The organism is Bradyrhizobium sp., from assembly GCF_035701725.1.
Classification (GTDB): Bacteria; Pseudomonadota; Alphaproteobacteria; order Rhizobiales; family Xanthobacteraceae; genus Bradyrhizobium.
Map to the genome: position 1 here is coordinate 1 of NZ_DASSRP010000304.1, position 13,763 is coordinate 13,763.

At 63.8% G+C, this 13,763-nt stretch carries 11 protein-coding genes and 1 pseudogene; 10 read left to right on the forward strand and 2 right to left on the reverse strand.

The features are described 5' to 3' along the window. The coding region (locus tag VFL62_RS17995; RefSeq protein WP_325173733.1) for a glutamate ligase domain-containing protein at positions 1-654 on the forward strand (654 nt) is incomplete at its 5' end. A 56-nt stretch (positions 655-710) separates the two neighbouring features. Here the strand turns inward: VFL62_RS17995 and VFL62_RS18000 are convergent. Then, positions 711-1,046 (reverse strand): GIY-YIG nuclease family protein, encoded by a 336-nt coding sequence (locus VFL62_RS18000; protein ID WP_325173734.1) that lies wholly within the window; start codon positions 1,044-1,046, stop codon positions 711-713. A gap of 20 nt (positions 1,047-1,066) precedes the next feature. Here VFL62_RS18000 and murB point away from each other — a divergent pair, with 20 nt between their 5' ends. The 8 genes from murB (at position 1,067) to recN (ending at position 12,002) form a co-directional block, all read left to right on the forward strand. After that, the gene (gene murB, locus VFL62_RS18005; protein WP_325173735.1) at positions 1,067-1,987 is read left to right on the forward strand and encodes a UDP-N-acetylmuramate dehydrogenase; all 921 of its coding nucleotides are present in this window, start codon (positions 1,067-1,069) and stop codon (positions 1,985-1,987) included. 140 nt (positions 1,988-2,127) lie between these two features. Continuing rightward, positions 2,128-3,126, forward strand: coding sequence for a D-alanine--D-alanine ligase (locus VFL62_RS18010; RefSeq protein ID WP_325173743.1), 999 nt, complete (start codon positions 2,128-2,130; stop codon positions 3,124-3,126). Between the two features lie 315 nt (positions 3,127-3,441). Continuing rightward, positions 3,442-4,422: a cell division protein FtsQ/DivIB gene (locus VFL62_RS18015; RefSeq protein ID WP_325173736.1), complete on the forward strand. Its 981-nt coding sequence runs from the start codon at positions 3,442-3,444 to the stop codon at positions 4,420-4,422. After that, positions 4,419-5,741 carry a cell division protein FtsA gene (gene ftsA, locus VFL62_RS18020; RefSeq protein ID WP_325173737.1) on the forward strand — a complete coding sequence of 441 codons (1,323 nt, stop codon included), beginning with the start codon at positions 4,419-4,421 and terminating at the stop codon, positions 5,739-5,741. The genes VFL62_RS18015 and ftsA overlap by 4 nt, the downstream gene beginning before the upstream one ends. Before the next feature lie 89 nt (positions 5,742-5,830). Further along, a complete protein-coding gene (ftsZ, locus tag VFL62_RS18025; protein ID WP_325173738.1) occupies positions 5,831-7,621 on the forward strand; it encodes a cell division protein FtsZ in 1,791 nt (596 codons plus the stop codon). A 353-nt stretch (positions 7,622-7,974) separates the two neighbouring features. After that, a complete protein-coding gene (lpxC, locus tag VFL62_RS18030; protein ID WP_325173739.1) occupies positions 7,975-8,934 on the forward strand; it encodes a UDP-3-O-acyl-N-acetylglucosamine deacetylase in 960 nt (319 codons plus the stop codon). A gap of 223 nt (positions 8,935-9,157) precedes the next feature. Beyond that, positions 9,158-10,096 (forward strand): outer membrane protein assembly factor BamD, encoded by a 939-nt coding sequence (locus VFL62_RS18035; protein ID WP_325173740.1) that lies wholly within the window; start codon positions 9,158-9,160, stop codon positions 10,094-10,096. Between the two features lie 232 nt (positions 10,097-10,328). Beyond that, positions 10,329-12,002: a DNA repair protein RecN gene (gene recN / locus VFL62_RS18040; RefSeq protein ID WP_325173741.1), complete on the forward strand. Its 1,674-nt coding sequence runs from the start codon at positions 10,329-10,331 to the stop codon at positions 12,000-12,002. Between the two features lie 90 nt (positions 12,003-12,092). Here the strand turns inward: recN and VFL62_RS18045 are convergent. Next, positions 12,093-12,378: pseudogene (locus VFL62_RS18045) on the reverse strand (GIY-YIG nuclease family protein). Positions 12,379-12,500: 122 nt separating this feature from the next. Here VFL62_RS18045 and ligA point away from each other — a divergent pair. Further along, the coding region (ligA, locus tag VFL62_RS18050) for an NAD-dependent DNA ligase LigA (RefSeq protein ID WP_325173742.1) at positions 12,501-13,763 on the forward strand (1,263 nt) is incomplete at its 3' end.

Consider the following 13,763-nt stretch of genomic DNA (forward strand, 5'->3'; position numbering starts at 1 on the left):
CTTTCGCCAAGCGGCGGCGGCTCCTCGTTCAAGGTCGTCATTCGCGACCGCAAGGGCGGCGCGCCGCACGAGATCCCCGACATCACGCTGCCGATGCCGGGCCGGCACAATGCCTCGAATGCCACGGCAGCGATCGCGGTCGCGCACGCGCTGGGCTTGTCCAACACGGCGATCCGGGAGGCGCTCGCGGGTTTTGGCGGCGTCAAGCGACGCTTCACCAAGACGGGCGAATGGAACGGCGTCACCGTGATCGACGACTATGGTCATCACCCCGTGGAAATTGCGGCGGTGCTGAAGGCGGCACGCGAGTCGAGCAACGGCAAGGTGATCGCCGTGGTGCAGCCGCATCGCTTCACCCGCTTGCAATCGCTGTTCGAGGAATTCTGCACCTGTTTCAACGACGCCGACGCCGTGATCGTGGCGGAAGTGTATCCCGCGGGCGAGGCGCCAATCGAGGGTATCGACCGCGATCATTTCGTGCTGGGTTTGCGCGCGCACGGCCACCGCGAGGTGATCCCGCTGCCGAATGCGGGTGAGCTCGCTCGTATCGTCAAGGGACTGGCCGGCAGCGGCGATCTCGTCGTCTGCCTCGGCGCCGGCAACATCACGCAATGGGCCTATGCGCTGCCCGGCGAGTTGAAAGCACTGGGGTGAGGGGCGCCTCGCTACCGGCTTCGTCATGGCCGGGCTTGTCCCGGCCATCCACGTCTTTACTTCGCGATTGTTTCGAAGAGGTCATCCCAATTTGGATTCATCCCGACGATCTTCCGAATCTTCCAGGCGCGCGACCAATGTTTGATATTGTGTTCGCGTTGAATCGCATCTCGGATATCTTCGAATTGTTCAAAGTAAATCAGCCGCTTCAGGCCGTATCTTTTGGTGAAGCCGTCTACAACGCCAGAGCGGTGTTCGTGTATCCGTCGGACCAGGTCGTTAGTAATGCCGACGTACAGGACGCCGTTCGGACGATTTGTCAGAATGTAGATCCATCCACCTGCCATGCGGAGATTCTGCAAGACGTGGATGGCCGGGACAAGCCCGGCCACGACGGACGGAGAGATCGCAATTGAGTTTTTCGGACATCACGCCCGACCTCAAGGCCGCGATGCCGGAGCTGCGTGGACGGCTGACGGCCAACCAGTCGCTGGCTGAACTCACCTGGTTTCGCGTCGGCGGTCCCGCGCAGGTGCTGTTCACGCCGGCGGACGAAGACGATCTGGCTTATTTTCTCGCGCGGCTTCCCGCCGAGCTGCCGGTCTACGTGGTCGGCGTCGGTTCCAACCTGATTGTGCGCGACGGCGGATTGCCGGGCGTCGTGATTCGTCTCGCTCCCCGCGGTTTCGGCGAGGTTGTTGCACAAGATGATGTCGTCAGGGCCGGTGCGGCCGCGCTCGACAAGCGCGTGGCGGAAACGGTGGCAGCGGCAAATCTCTCTGGGCTCGAATTCTTCTTCGGCATTCCCGGCACCATCGGCGGCGCCTTGCGCATGAACGCCGGGGCCAACGGCGCGGAGACCAAGGACGTGCTGATCGAGGCATCGGGCGTTGGCCGCGACGGCCAAAAGCATCTGTTCGATAATGCAGCGATGAAATTCGTCTACCGCAATTCCGGCGTCGACCCTTCGATCATCTTCACCTCGGCGCGCTTTCAGGGCAAAGCGGCATCGAACGAAGCGATCCGCGCGCGCATGAGCGAGGTGCAGGCGCACCGCGAGGCGGCGCAGCCGATCCGTGAGAAGACCGGCGGATCGACCTTCAAGAATCCCCCGGGCCACAGTGCCTGGAAGCTGGTCGACGCGGCCGGCTGTCGAGGTCTGCGGGTCGGCGGGGCCCAGGTCTCGGAAATGCACTGCAATTTCCTGATCAACACCGGCGATGCGACGGCCGCCGATATCGAGAAGCTTGGTGAAACCGTTCGCACGCGGGTGAAGGAAAATTCCGGAATCGAGTTACAATGGGAAATCAAGCGGATCGGGATTTCTCTTTAGACGTCATTCCGGGATGGTCCGAGCGACAAAATTGATATTCAATTTTGTGCTGAGGACCAGGCCCGGAATCTCGAGGTAGTTGAACAATAGATTCCGGGCTCTCGCGCAAGCGCGAGCCCGGAATGACGAAAGAAGAACTGATGCGGATCACCATTCTCTTTGGCGGCACCAACAAGGAGCGTCTGGTGTCGGTGGCTTCAGCCCAGGCGCTGCACACCGCGCTGCCCGATGCCGATCTCTGGTTCTGGGATGCCGATGATTCCGTGTACGCGACCAGCGGCAAGGCGCTGCTCGCGCATGCGCGACCGTTCGAGCAGGCGTTCAAGGCGGATGGCGCGCAGGTCGCCCGTTCAATCGAGCAGGCGATGGACCGCGCCAAGGCCGACGATCGGCTGCTGGTATTGGGGCTGCATGGCGGCCGCGCCGAGAATGGCGAGTTGCAGGCGATGTGCGAGCTGCACGGCATCGCCTTTACCGGCTCCGGTTCGGCCTCCTCGAATCTGGCGTTCGACAAGGTGGCGGCAAAACGTTTTGCGGCGATCGCCGGCGTGCATTCGGCCGAAGGCATTGCGCTCGCCGATATCGAGGCGGCCTTTGCCGAGCACGGCAAACTGATCGCAAAGCCCGCGCGCGACGGCTCGAGCTACGGGCTGATCTTCGTCAACGCCAAGCAGGACATCGTCGCGGTTCGCAACGCCGCTAAAGCGGAGGAATATGTCATCGAGCCGTTCATTGCCGGCACCGAGGCGACCTGCGGCGTGCTGGAGCAAGCGGACGGCTCGGTGATTGCGCTGCCGCCGATCGAGATCATCCCGGCCGAAGGCGGCGACGGCTTCGATTACCGCGCCAAATACCTTGCCGCGGCGACCCAGGAAATCTGTCCCGGCCGTTTCCCGCCGGAGATCAGCGCCAAGATCATGGACATGGCAGTGCGCGCTCATCGCGCTCTGTCGTGCACCGGCTATTCGCGCACCGACTTCATCGTCTCCGCGAAAGGTCCGGTCTATCTGGAAACCAACACCCTGCCGGGACTGACCAAGGCCTCGCTCTATCCCAAGGCCTTGAAGGCGCAGGGCATCGAATTCGTCGATTTCCTCAAAGGCCAGATTGCGATCGCCGAACGGCGGGCGCGGGGCTGACGACGAGTGGTCCCCGCCGGAACCCGGCTCAAGCGTTACGAAAATCCTAAGGTTACTTACCAAAGCCTTATCAAAACTCGCCAAATCGGGCTCTGGTCGGACCAAATTTACCCTTTGTTTACCAGGAAGGCCGAAGGTTAACGCCGGCGGCGCGGAAACGCTTGGCCGCCGGGACGCGGGCTGTTGCTGGCAGCGCGTGGGGAGGGTGACCCTGCTTGGGGGCGGGGCCCAGCTCAAAGCCCGGTGTGGCTGAGCCGTCAGATGCGCTCGCGTCCCGCAATCTTTGCGGGCTTTAACGGTTGACGAGCTCGAGTAATGGATGGTGGAGGACGTCTCGCCCGGTCACAGCGATCGCCGAGGCAACAGACCGATCTGATGGAGGCCCTCGCGGGCGTTGCCGCCGCCTTGCGTGCGCGGCTGCCTCGTGTTGCGCCTTCGAGGGCGCGCCGCCGCAACGACCGGCCCTCCGGCCTGATCGCCTTTATCGAAAACCGCCTGCCGCGCCGCGCGGGTCTCGCGGCAACGCTTTTGTTGCTGACCGCGAGCACAGGCCTTGGCATCGTCAAGGGCGGCCATCTCGAAGCGTTCCTCACGAGCCTGAGCGAAGCGCGCAACGCGATCGCCAACTCGGCCGGATTCCGCATCACCTCGGTCGCCATCAACGGCCGCAAGCAGTTGACGCAGGACGAGATCCTCGCGATCGGCGGCGTCAATGGCCGCTCGTCATTGCTCTTCCTGAATGCCGCTTCGGTCCGCGAGAAGCTGAAAGCCGATCCCTGGATAGCCGATGCCACTGTGCTCAAGCTTTATCCCGGTCAGCTCCGCATCGATATCGTTGAGCGGGCGCCGTTCGCGCTCTGGCAGCGCAATGGCCAGCTGTCGGTGATTTCGGAAGACGGCGCAGTGCTCGAGGGCTTTGTCTCGCCGCGCTTCGTCAAATTGCCGCTGGTGGTGGGCAAGGGCGCCGAAACCCGCGCCAGGGATTTTCTGGCGCTGCTCGCGCGATATCCGCAAGTGAGTACCGCGACCAAGGCCGCCATCTTTGTCGGCGAACGGCGCTGGAACCTGCGTCTCAACGACGGGCTCGACATCCGCCTGCCGGAAAACGACGTCGGCAACGCGCTGGCGCTGCTGAGCAGCCTCAATAAGGACGAGCACCTGTTTACCAAGGACATCGTCGCGATCGATCTGCGCTTGCCGGATCGCCTCGTGGTGCAACTGTCCGACGATGCCGCCAAGGCGCGCGAAGAAGCGCTCAAGAAGAAAGACCCGAAAAAGAAGGTCGGCGACGCATGACCGGGTTCGATCGCAAACAGGCGCCGAAGACGCGCCCGATGCCGCAAAAGCGCACCGCGCTGGTGGCCTCGCTCGATATCGGCACCCACAAGATCGCCTGCATGATCGCACGGCTGAAGCCGAGCGCGCCGAACGAGGCGTTGCGCGGCCGCACCCATGCCGTCGAACTGATCGGCTATGGCCAGATCCGCTCGCGCGGGGTCAAGGCCGGCGCCGTCGTCGATCTCGCCGAATGCGAGCAGGCGGTGCGCCAAGCGGTCGCGCTCGCCGAGGACATGGCCAGGGTTCGCGTCGAATCGGTGTTGCTGTCGGTTTCGGCCGGCCGCCTGCAGGCGCAGCTCGTCGAGGCGGCCGCCGACATCAAGGGCGGCGCCGTGACCTCGGCCGATGTCGCGCGAGTCACTTCGGCCGGCATGCACCATGCGACCGGCGAGGGCCGCACCGTGCTGCATGCGCTGCCGACCGGCTACTCCATCGACGGCGTCAAGGGCGTTCGCGATCCCAAGGGAATGATGGCCCGGCAGTTCGGCGTCGATATGAACGTGGTCACGTCGGACACGACGGTGGTCAAGAACCTGATGCTGGTGGTCGAACGCTGCCATCTCAATGTCGAGGCGATGGCCGCGAGCCCCTATGTGGCGGGCCTGGCCGTGCTGACCGACGACGAGGCCGATCTTGGCGCCGCGGTGGTCGAAATGGGGGCGGGGACCACCACGATTGCCACTTATTCCGGGGGGCGGTTCGTCCATGCATCCGGGTTTGCCCTGGGTGGCCACCACATCACCATGGATCTTGCGCGGGGGGTCTCCGCATGCATTGCGGATGCCGAGCGAATCAAGACGTTATATGGCACTGTGCTGACCGGCGGGTCTGACGCACACGAGTTGATGTCCGTGCCGTCTACCGGCGACGACGAGCTGGATGTTCCGCAGGTCGTGTCACGCGCCACGATTGCGAACATTGTCCGGCACCGTGCCGAGGAGATTTTTGAGATGGTCAGGGACCGGCTTGCGGATTCTCCCTTTGCGGCGGAGCCGAAAGCGCGTGTCGTTCTTTCCGGCGGCGCCTGCCAGCTGACGGGAACGCTGGAACTCGCCACCCGAATCCTCAACCGCCCGGTGCGAATCGGCCGCCCGCTCGGTTTCAGCCGCCTGCCGAGCGAGGCCAAGAGCGCATCCTTTGCGGTGCCCACCGGCCTTCTGGTCTACCCGCAATACGCTCATCTCGAACATGTCGAACCGCGGTACACGCGGCAGCTCAGAACAGGGACCGACGGCTATTTTGGCAAAGTCGGCCGATGGCTTCGCGAGGGCTTCTGATGAATCTTTTCCGCAAATCCGCAATTTCACCAACACCCGCGGCGCAATGCCGGGGCGAATCCACGCGCGCGTGACCCGAGAGGCAACCCATGGCACTCAATATTACTCCTCCTGACATTCATGAGCTGAAGCCCCGGATCACCGTGTTCGGCGTCGGTGGCGCCGGCGGCAACGCCGTGAACAACATGATCACGGCGGGCCTGCAGGGGGTCGACTTCGTAGTCGCCAATACCGACGCGCAGGCGCTGACGATGTCGAAGTCGCAGCGCATCATCCAGATGGGCACGCAGGTCACGCAGGGCCTGGGCGCCGGTTCGCAGCCCGACGTCGGCGCGGCTGCCGCGCAAGAGGTCATCGACGAGATCCGCGATCACATCTCGGGCGTCAACATGGTGTTCGTCACCGCCGGCATGGGCGGCGGCACCGGCACCGGCGCAGCGCCTGTGATCGCCAAGACCGCGCGCGATCTCGGCATTCTCACCGTCGGCGTCGTCACCAAGCCGTTCCACTTTGAAGGCCAGCGCCGCATGCGCACGGCGGAAGCCGGCATCGCCGAACTGCACAAGGTCGTCGACACGCTTCTGATCATCCCGAATCAGAACCTGTTCCGGGTCGCCAACGAAAAGACCACCTTCGCCGACGCCTTCGCGATGGCGGATCAGGTGCTCTATTCGGGCGTCGCTTGCATCACCGATCTCATGGTGAAGGAAGGCCTGATCAATCTCGACTTCGCCGACGTCAGAGCGGTGATGCGCGAGATGGGCAAGGCGATGATGGGCACGGGCGAGGCCTCCGGCGACAAGCGGGCGCTGACGGCCGCGGAAGCCGCGATCGCCAATCCCCTGATCGACGATAGCTCGATGAAGGGCGCCCGCGGCCTTCTGATCTCGATCACCGGCGGCAAGGACCTGACGCTGTTCGAGGTCGACGAAGCCGCCACGCGGATTCGCGAAGAGGTCGATCAGGACGCCAACATCATCGTCGGCGCCACGTTCGACGAGGCGCTCGACGGCATCATCCGCGTCTCGGTGGTCGCCACCGGCATCGAGCAGGCGCAGATCGCCCGCACCACCGGCACCGCACCGGCTTCCGTGGCGACACCGGTTGCCACCACGGCTTCCGCGGGACCGGATTCGCGCCTCGCCGAACTGACCGCGCGGCTGCGCGCCGACAATGCACGGCTCGCCGAACGCGCGCAGAAGCTCGAAAGCTCGAATACGGGCCATGCCGCGCCGTCGACGCCGCCGCGTCCGACCGTCGAGCGCGCCGCGCTGGCGGCGATCGCGGCTGCCGTATCCGAGGCGCCGCAGCCGTCGGCCGCGCCGTTGCAGGCGGCCGCCTATGGCGACGTCACGGTTCGCCCGATTGCGCAGAAGCCGACGCTTTTCCCCGATCCGGAAGTGGCCAGCGCGCCCGCCGCCGAGCCGGCGCCGCCGGAGACCTTCATTCCGCAGGCGGCCGAGCGTCCGCCGGCCCGCGCGCCGCGGATGCCGAAGTTCGAGGAACTGCCGATGCCGGCCCAGAACGAAATCCGCCAGGCCCGCGGCGAAGCCGAGGAAGAGCATCCACAGAAGAACCGGATGTCGCTGTTGCAGCGGCTGGCCAATGTCGGCCTGGGCCGCCGCGACGAGGAAAGCGAGCCGCCGATCGCCGCGCGCGCCTCGGGTCCGGCGATGCCGGCCATGCCGCCGCTGCCGGAACGCAAGCCCCAGCGCTCGGTCGCCGAGCAGATGGCGAATCGGCCGCCGGTATCAGAATATGCTCCGCGCCAGGCGCCGCAGGGATTGGATATCCACGGCCGCCCGGCACCTGTTGCTGCCGCGCCACAGGGCGACGATCATCTCGATATCCCCGCTTTCCTGCGCCGGCAGACCAGCTGAAAATTGTTACAATCTTGGCGAAGCCATGGGCCCCGGTCTGACCGCCGGGGCCCATTTTCGCTTGCGCCGCCGGCGGCGCCTGCCTCACGTCCAACCCATTGAAACTGAATTGTTATATTTGAGTGCTAGGCTCGCGGTGATGACCGCTTGATCCCGGTTTTCGGCGTCGGATTTGGGTCAGGCCTTGGCGCGAATGCGGCGGAGATAGGGTAACAATCGGTAAAAAAGCGTGAGTTGGCGTGCAATAAGGCAGTGACTATTCTCGACCGTGACTTGGGGAACCACTGAGTCGGATCGGCGACAAAAGGGGTAGTCGATCTGATCTCACGGTAAGTCAGTGTGGGCACTTCTGTATGAAATTCGGCCGGCAGACAACGCTGCGTTCGCAAGCTACCGTGACGGGCGTCGGCGTCCATTCGGGACAAACGGTCAATCTCACGATTGGACCTGCATCTGTCGATGCAGGTTTTGTTTTTGTCCGCACCGGCCTTGAAGGCAGCGACCGCGAAGTTCGCGCCATTGCCGAATCCGTCATCGCCACCGAATTTGCCACCGTCCTCGGCGACTGCGAGGGACCTCTGGTCTCGACCGCCGAGCACGTGCTGGCCGCGCTCCGCGGCATGGGCGTCGATAACGCCACCATCGAAGTCGACGGTCCCGAAGTGCCGATCATGGACGGCAGCGCGGCCGATTTCGTTGCCGCGATCGAGCAGGCCGGCATCGTCTCGCAGTCGGCAGCACGCCGCTACCTCCAGGTCACCAAGCCGGTACAGGTCGTGATCGGCGACTCCTTCGGCGAATTGCGGCCCAATGCGTCGGGCTTCCGCGCCGAGGTCGAAATCGATTTCGCCAATCCGGTGATTGGCCGTCAAAGCTACGTGCTCGATCTCGGCGCCGAACGCTTCCGCCGCGAGATCTCCCGCGCCCGCACCTTCGGCTGCGTCAACGACGTGGCCCGGCTCTGGAGCGCTGGTTTTGCGCTCGGCGCGTCCTTTGAGAATTCGGTGGTGTTCGACGATACCCGTCTGTTGAATACCGAAGGCCTGCGCTACAGCGACGAATGCGTCCGCCACAAGGTGCTCGACGTGATCGGCGATCTGGCGCTGGCGGGCCTGCCGCTGCTCGGCACCTATCGCTCGGTGCGTGGCGGCCACAAGCTCAACCATGCGGTGCTGACCGCGCTGCTGGCCGATCGCTCCGCCTGGCGCGTGGTCGAGGCCGAAACCGCCCGCCGCGCCCGCACCCATGCCGAGGTCGGCAGCGGCATTGTCGGCGGTCTGGTCGCACCGGCCTACGGTCCGGACGTGTCCTGATCGTCCATTCCTGGCGTCTCACGTCCCATTTGCCGTGATTTTGCGCCAAGGCGCGCAAATGTCCGCACTTTTCCCGATAGCCATCCGCCTTAATCCGGGCGAAATGCCTACGTATCCGGTTGGTTTAGAGACTTGTTTTGGATAAACAGGGCCGGGGCGATACCGGTGAACGCCTGCGCCGGCCTATATCGGCTGCGCTCGAAAGGCCTCGGGTCTGAACTTCATGTCAACGAAACCTATGGCGCGCTCTCAGCGACTCCTGACCCGTTGGAGCCTTCACGGCCTCGCGCAGCAAAACCTCGCGCGACAAGCCTTGCTGCGGCACCTGCGCGTGGCGGCGGGTCTTGTCGTTGCAGCGACGGTGCTCGGCGCCTGCAGCTCGGCCACCGAACTCTGGGACAAGGTCACCCAGAAGGACGACACCTTTGTCGAACAGCCGGCGGAGCAGCTCTACAACGAAGGCCTGTTCCTGACCAACGAGAAGCGCGATCCGAAGGCCGGCGCGAAGCGATTCGAGGAAGTGGACCGCCAGCACCCGTATTCAGACCTGGCGCGCAAGTCGCTGTTGATGTCGGCCTACGCCTACTACCAGGCCAACGATTATGACAGCTGCATTGGGGCGGCGACCCGTTATGTCACGCTGCATCCCGGAAGCCCGGACGCCGCCTATGCGCAATATCTGATTGCGGCCTCGCATTACGACCAGATCACCGACGTGACGCGCGACCAGACCCGGACCGAGAAGGCGATGGCCGCGCTCGAGGAGGTCGTGCGCAAATACCCGACGTCGGAATATGCCGTCAGCGCCAAGGCCAAGCTCGAGGCGGCGCGCGACCAGCTCGCCGGCAAGGAGATGAATATCGGGCGCTATAACCTGCAGAAGCGCAACTACACCGGCGCCATCAATCGCTTCAAGACCGTGGTGACGCAGTACCAGACCACGCGCCATGTCGAGGAAGCGCTGGCGCGCCTCACCGAAGCCTATATGGCGATCGGCATCGTCAGCGAGGCGCAGACCGCCGCGGCCGTGCTCGGGCACAATTTTCCCGACAGCCCCTGGTACAAGGACGCCTATAATCTTGTAAAATCCGGCGGGGTCGAGCCCGCGGAAAACACCGGCTCCTATATTTCCAAGGCCTTCAAGAAGCTCGGTCTCGGCTAAGAAACGATTCCCTTGCGAGATGGAATCGGGTTTGATTCCACCAAGTGGAGTGGATTTGACATTCGCCACGTGCCAAGCCGCGGACCGGAAGGCGAATGTCAAATCCAGAACTCCACTTGAATCTAATATTTGCTAGTGGTCCTTTGATTCTGAGATTCGCTAACATGCTCGCCGAGACGGGAAGCGAATATCAGAATCAGACCACTAGTGGGAACTTGGGATTTGTCCTCTCATGCTGGCGCGTCTGTCGATCCGTGACATCGTCCTGATCGAACGGCTCGATATCGAGTTTTCCCGTGGCCTTGCCGTGCTGACGGGCGAGACCGGCGCCGGCAAATCGATTTTGCTTGACGCCTTTGCGCTGGCCCTGGGCGGGCGTGGTGATGCCACGCTGGTGCGCCATGGCGCCGAGCAGGGCCAGGTCACGGCCACCTTCGACGTGCCGAAGGGGCATCCCGCCGCCGCGATCCTCCTCGAAAACGGACTTGAAGACACCGGCGAGATGATCCTGCGGCGCGTGCAACTTGCCGATGGCCGTACCCGGGCGTTCATCAACGATCAGTCGATCAGCGTACAGACCCTGAAGGCGCTCGGCTCGGCGCTGGTCGAGATTCACGGCCAGCACGACGAACGCGCGCTGGTCGATGCCTCGACCCATCGCCGCCTGCTCGACGCCTTTTCCGGCCTCGAGAAGGATGTCGCCGCGCTGGAGACGCTTTGGGAGGCGCGGCGCGAAGCGAGCCGTGCGCTCGACGAGCACCGTGCCGGCATGGAGCGCGCCGCGCGCGAGGCCGATTATCTGCGGCACGCTTCCGACGAATTGAAGCAGCTTGCCCCGAAAGATGGCGAGGAGACCGCGCTCGCTTCCCGCCGCACCGTGATGATGCAGGGCGAGAAGATCGCCTCGGACCTGCGCGAGGCGCAAGAAGCCGTTTCCGGCAACCAGTCGCCGGTCGCGGCGCTCTCCGCAGCGGTACGGCGGCTCGAGCGCCGCGCGGCGAATTCGCCTGCGCTGGTCGAGCCCGCGGTGAAGGCGATCGATACCGCGATCAACGCGCTGGAAGAAGCCGATCAGCATCTTGCGGCCGCGCTCGCCGCAGCCGATTTCGACCCCGCCGAGCTCGAACGCATCGAGGAGCGGCTGTTTGCCCTGCGCGCCGCCTCGCGCAAATACTCGACGCCGGTCGACGGGCTTGCGGCGCTTGCCACCAAATATGCCGCCGACGTTGCGCTGATCGATGCCGGCGCCGATCAGCTCAAGAAGCTGGAAGAGGCCGCCAATGCCGCCGACAAGCGCTATGGTGCGGCGGCCGCAAAACTCTCCGCGGCGCGGGTGAAGTCGGCGGACAAGCTCAACAAGTCCGTCAATGCCGAACTCGCGCCGCTCAAGCTCGAGCGCGCGAAATTCACCACCCAGGTCGATTCCGATCCGGCCTCACCCGGGCCGCAAGGCTATGACCGTGTCGAATTCTGGGTGCAGACCAATCCGGGGACGCGGCCGGGTCCGTTGATGAAAGTGGCCTCCGGCGGCGAGCTGTCGCGCTTCCTGCTCGCGCTCAAGGTCGTGCTGTCCGACCGCGGTTCGGCGCCGACGCTGGTGTTCGACGAAATCGACACCGGGGTTGGCGGCGCGGTGGCGGATGCGATCGGCGCACGGCTGGCGCGGCTCGCCTCCAAGGTTCAGGTGATGGCGGTGACGCACGCACCGCAGGTGGCCGCCCGCGCCGACCAGCATCTGTTGATTTCAAAGGATGCGCTCGACAAGGGCAAGCGCGTTGCCACCCGCGTCAATGCACTGGCTGCCGATCACCGCCGCGAGGAGATCGCCCGCATGCTGGCGGGCGCCGAAATCACCGCCGAAGCCCGCGCCGCCGCCGAGCGGCTGCTCAAGGCGGCGACCGCGTAGCACCTTACTTCGTGATTCGGGGGGTGCGAAGCACGAACCCGGAATCTCGAGATTCCAAGTCTGGTCCTTCGGTAGTCCGCAAAGGGCAGATCACTGACAAATCGAATCGTAAAGGTCGAGCCACTCTGGATTTTGGCCTCGATCAATTGGGTTTTCCAATCCCGCTTCCACTTCTTCAGTTCTTTTTCTCGCGATATAGCAGCAACTGGATCTTCGTAGATTTCGCACCATACCAGTTGGGTGATGTTGTACCTCGAAGTGAAGGCCGGAACGGCCTTTGCCGGTGTTCGTAGACCCGACGCACGAGATCGTTGGTGATGCCAACGTAGGTTGCCCCATCTTTCCGGCTTGCTAGGATATAGACGTAGTAAGCCATGACTGTTTGCCGACTGCCTTATCCACCTTGTTGTTCCGGGGCGCGTAGCGCGAACCGGAAGCTCGAGATTCCGGGTCTGGTCCTTCGGACCATCCCGGAATGACGAACCAAGATTTTCCACGATGATAGCAAAAGCAAAACCGAAAAGACTCACCGACGTCGCCGATCTCACCAAGGCGCAAGCCAAGGTCGAGCACATGCGGCTCGCGCTTGAGATCGAAGGCCACGACAGGGCCTATTATCAGGACGACGCGCCCAAGGTGAGCGATGCGGAATACGACGCGCTGCGCCAGCGCTTCAACGCCATCGAAAAGCGCTTTCCGGAATTCGTCAGCGCCGAGTCGCCGTCGCAGAAAGTCGGTGCCGCGCCATCCGGCCGGTTCAGAAAAGTGCGTCACGCGATACCGATGCTCTCACTCGACAATGCCTTTGCCGAAGAGGACGTGCTCGATTTCGTCGGCCGCATCCGTCGCTTCCTGAAGCTCGGCGACGACGAGCGTATCGACTTTTCCGCCGAGCCCAAGATCGACGGGCTCTCGATGTCGCTGCGCTATGAGGACGGCGAGCTCGTCACCGCGGCGACGCGCGGCGACGGCGCTGAGGGCGAGGACGTCACCGCCAACATCCGCACGTTGGAAGATGTGCCGAAGAAGCTGAAGGGCCGCAAGATTCCCGCGATCTGCGAGGTGCGCGGCGAGGTCTATATGACCAAGAAAGCGTTTCTCGCGCTCAATGAGCGGCAGAAGGCGGCCGGCGATACCATCTTCGCCAATCCGCGCAACTCAGCCGCCGGTTCATTGCGGCAGAAAGATCCTTCGATCACGGCTTCGCGCCCGCTCGGCTTTTTCGCCTATGCTTGGGGCGAGATGAGCGACATGCCGGAAGATACCCAGTCGCACATGATCGGCTGGTTCGAGCATTGCGGCTTCAAGACCAATCCGCTGACCAGGATCTGCCGTTCGGTCGATGAGCTGATCGCGTTTCATCGCAAGATCGAGGAACAGCGCGCCAGGCTCGACTACGACATTGACGGCGTTGTCTACAAGGTCGATCGCATCGACTGGCAGGAGCGTCTCGGTTTCGTCTCGCGCACTCCGCGCTGGGGCATCGCCCACAAATTTCCGGCCGAGCGCGCCATGACGGTGCTGCGTGACATCGAGATTCAGGTCGGGCGCACCGGCTCGTTCACGCCGGTCGGCAAGCTCGAGCCGGTCGGGGTCGGCGGCGTCATCGTGCAGAATGTTACGCTGCACAACGAGGATTACATCAAGGGCATCGGCAACAAGGGCGAGGAACTCCGCGAGGGCCGCGACATCCGGATCGGCGACACGGTCGTGATTCAGCGCGCCGGCGACGTGATCCCGCAGGTGGTCGATGTGGTGATC

What these genes read in the sequence shown, in the direction of transcription:
- VFL62_RS18010 (WP_325173743.1), top strand. Translation starts at nt 2,128, where the DNA reads ATGCGGATCACCATTCTCTTTGGCGGCACCAACAAGGAGCGTCTGGTG.
- lpxC (WP_325173739.1), top strand. Translation starts at nt 7,975, where the DNA reads ATGAAATTCGGCCGGCAGACAACGCTGCGTTCGCAAGCTACCGTGACG.
- VFL62_RS18015 (WP_325173736.1), top strand. Translation starts at nt 3,442, where the DNA reads ATGGATGGTGGAGGACGTCTCGCCCGGTCACAGCGATCGCCGAGGCAA.
- recN (WP_325173741.1), top strand. Translation starts at nt 10,329, where the DNA reads ATGCTGGCGCGTCTGTCGATCCGTGACATCGTCCTGATCGAACGGCTC.
- ftsA (WP_325173737.1), top strand. Translation starts at nt 4,419, where the DNA reads ATGACCGGGTTCGATCGCAAACAGGCGCCGAAGACGCGCCCGATGCCG.
- ftsZ (WP_325173738.1), top strand. Translation starts at nt 5,831, where the DNA reads ATGGCACTCAATATTACTCCTCCTGACATTCATGAGCTGAAGCCCCGG.
- VFL62_RS18035 (WP_325173740.1), top strand. Translation starts at nt 9,158, where the DNA reads ATGTCAACGAAACCTATGGCGCGCTCTCAGCGACTCCTGACCCGTTGG.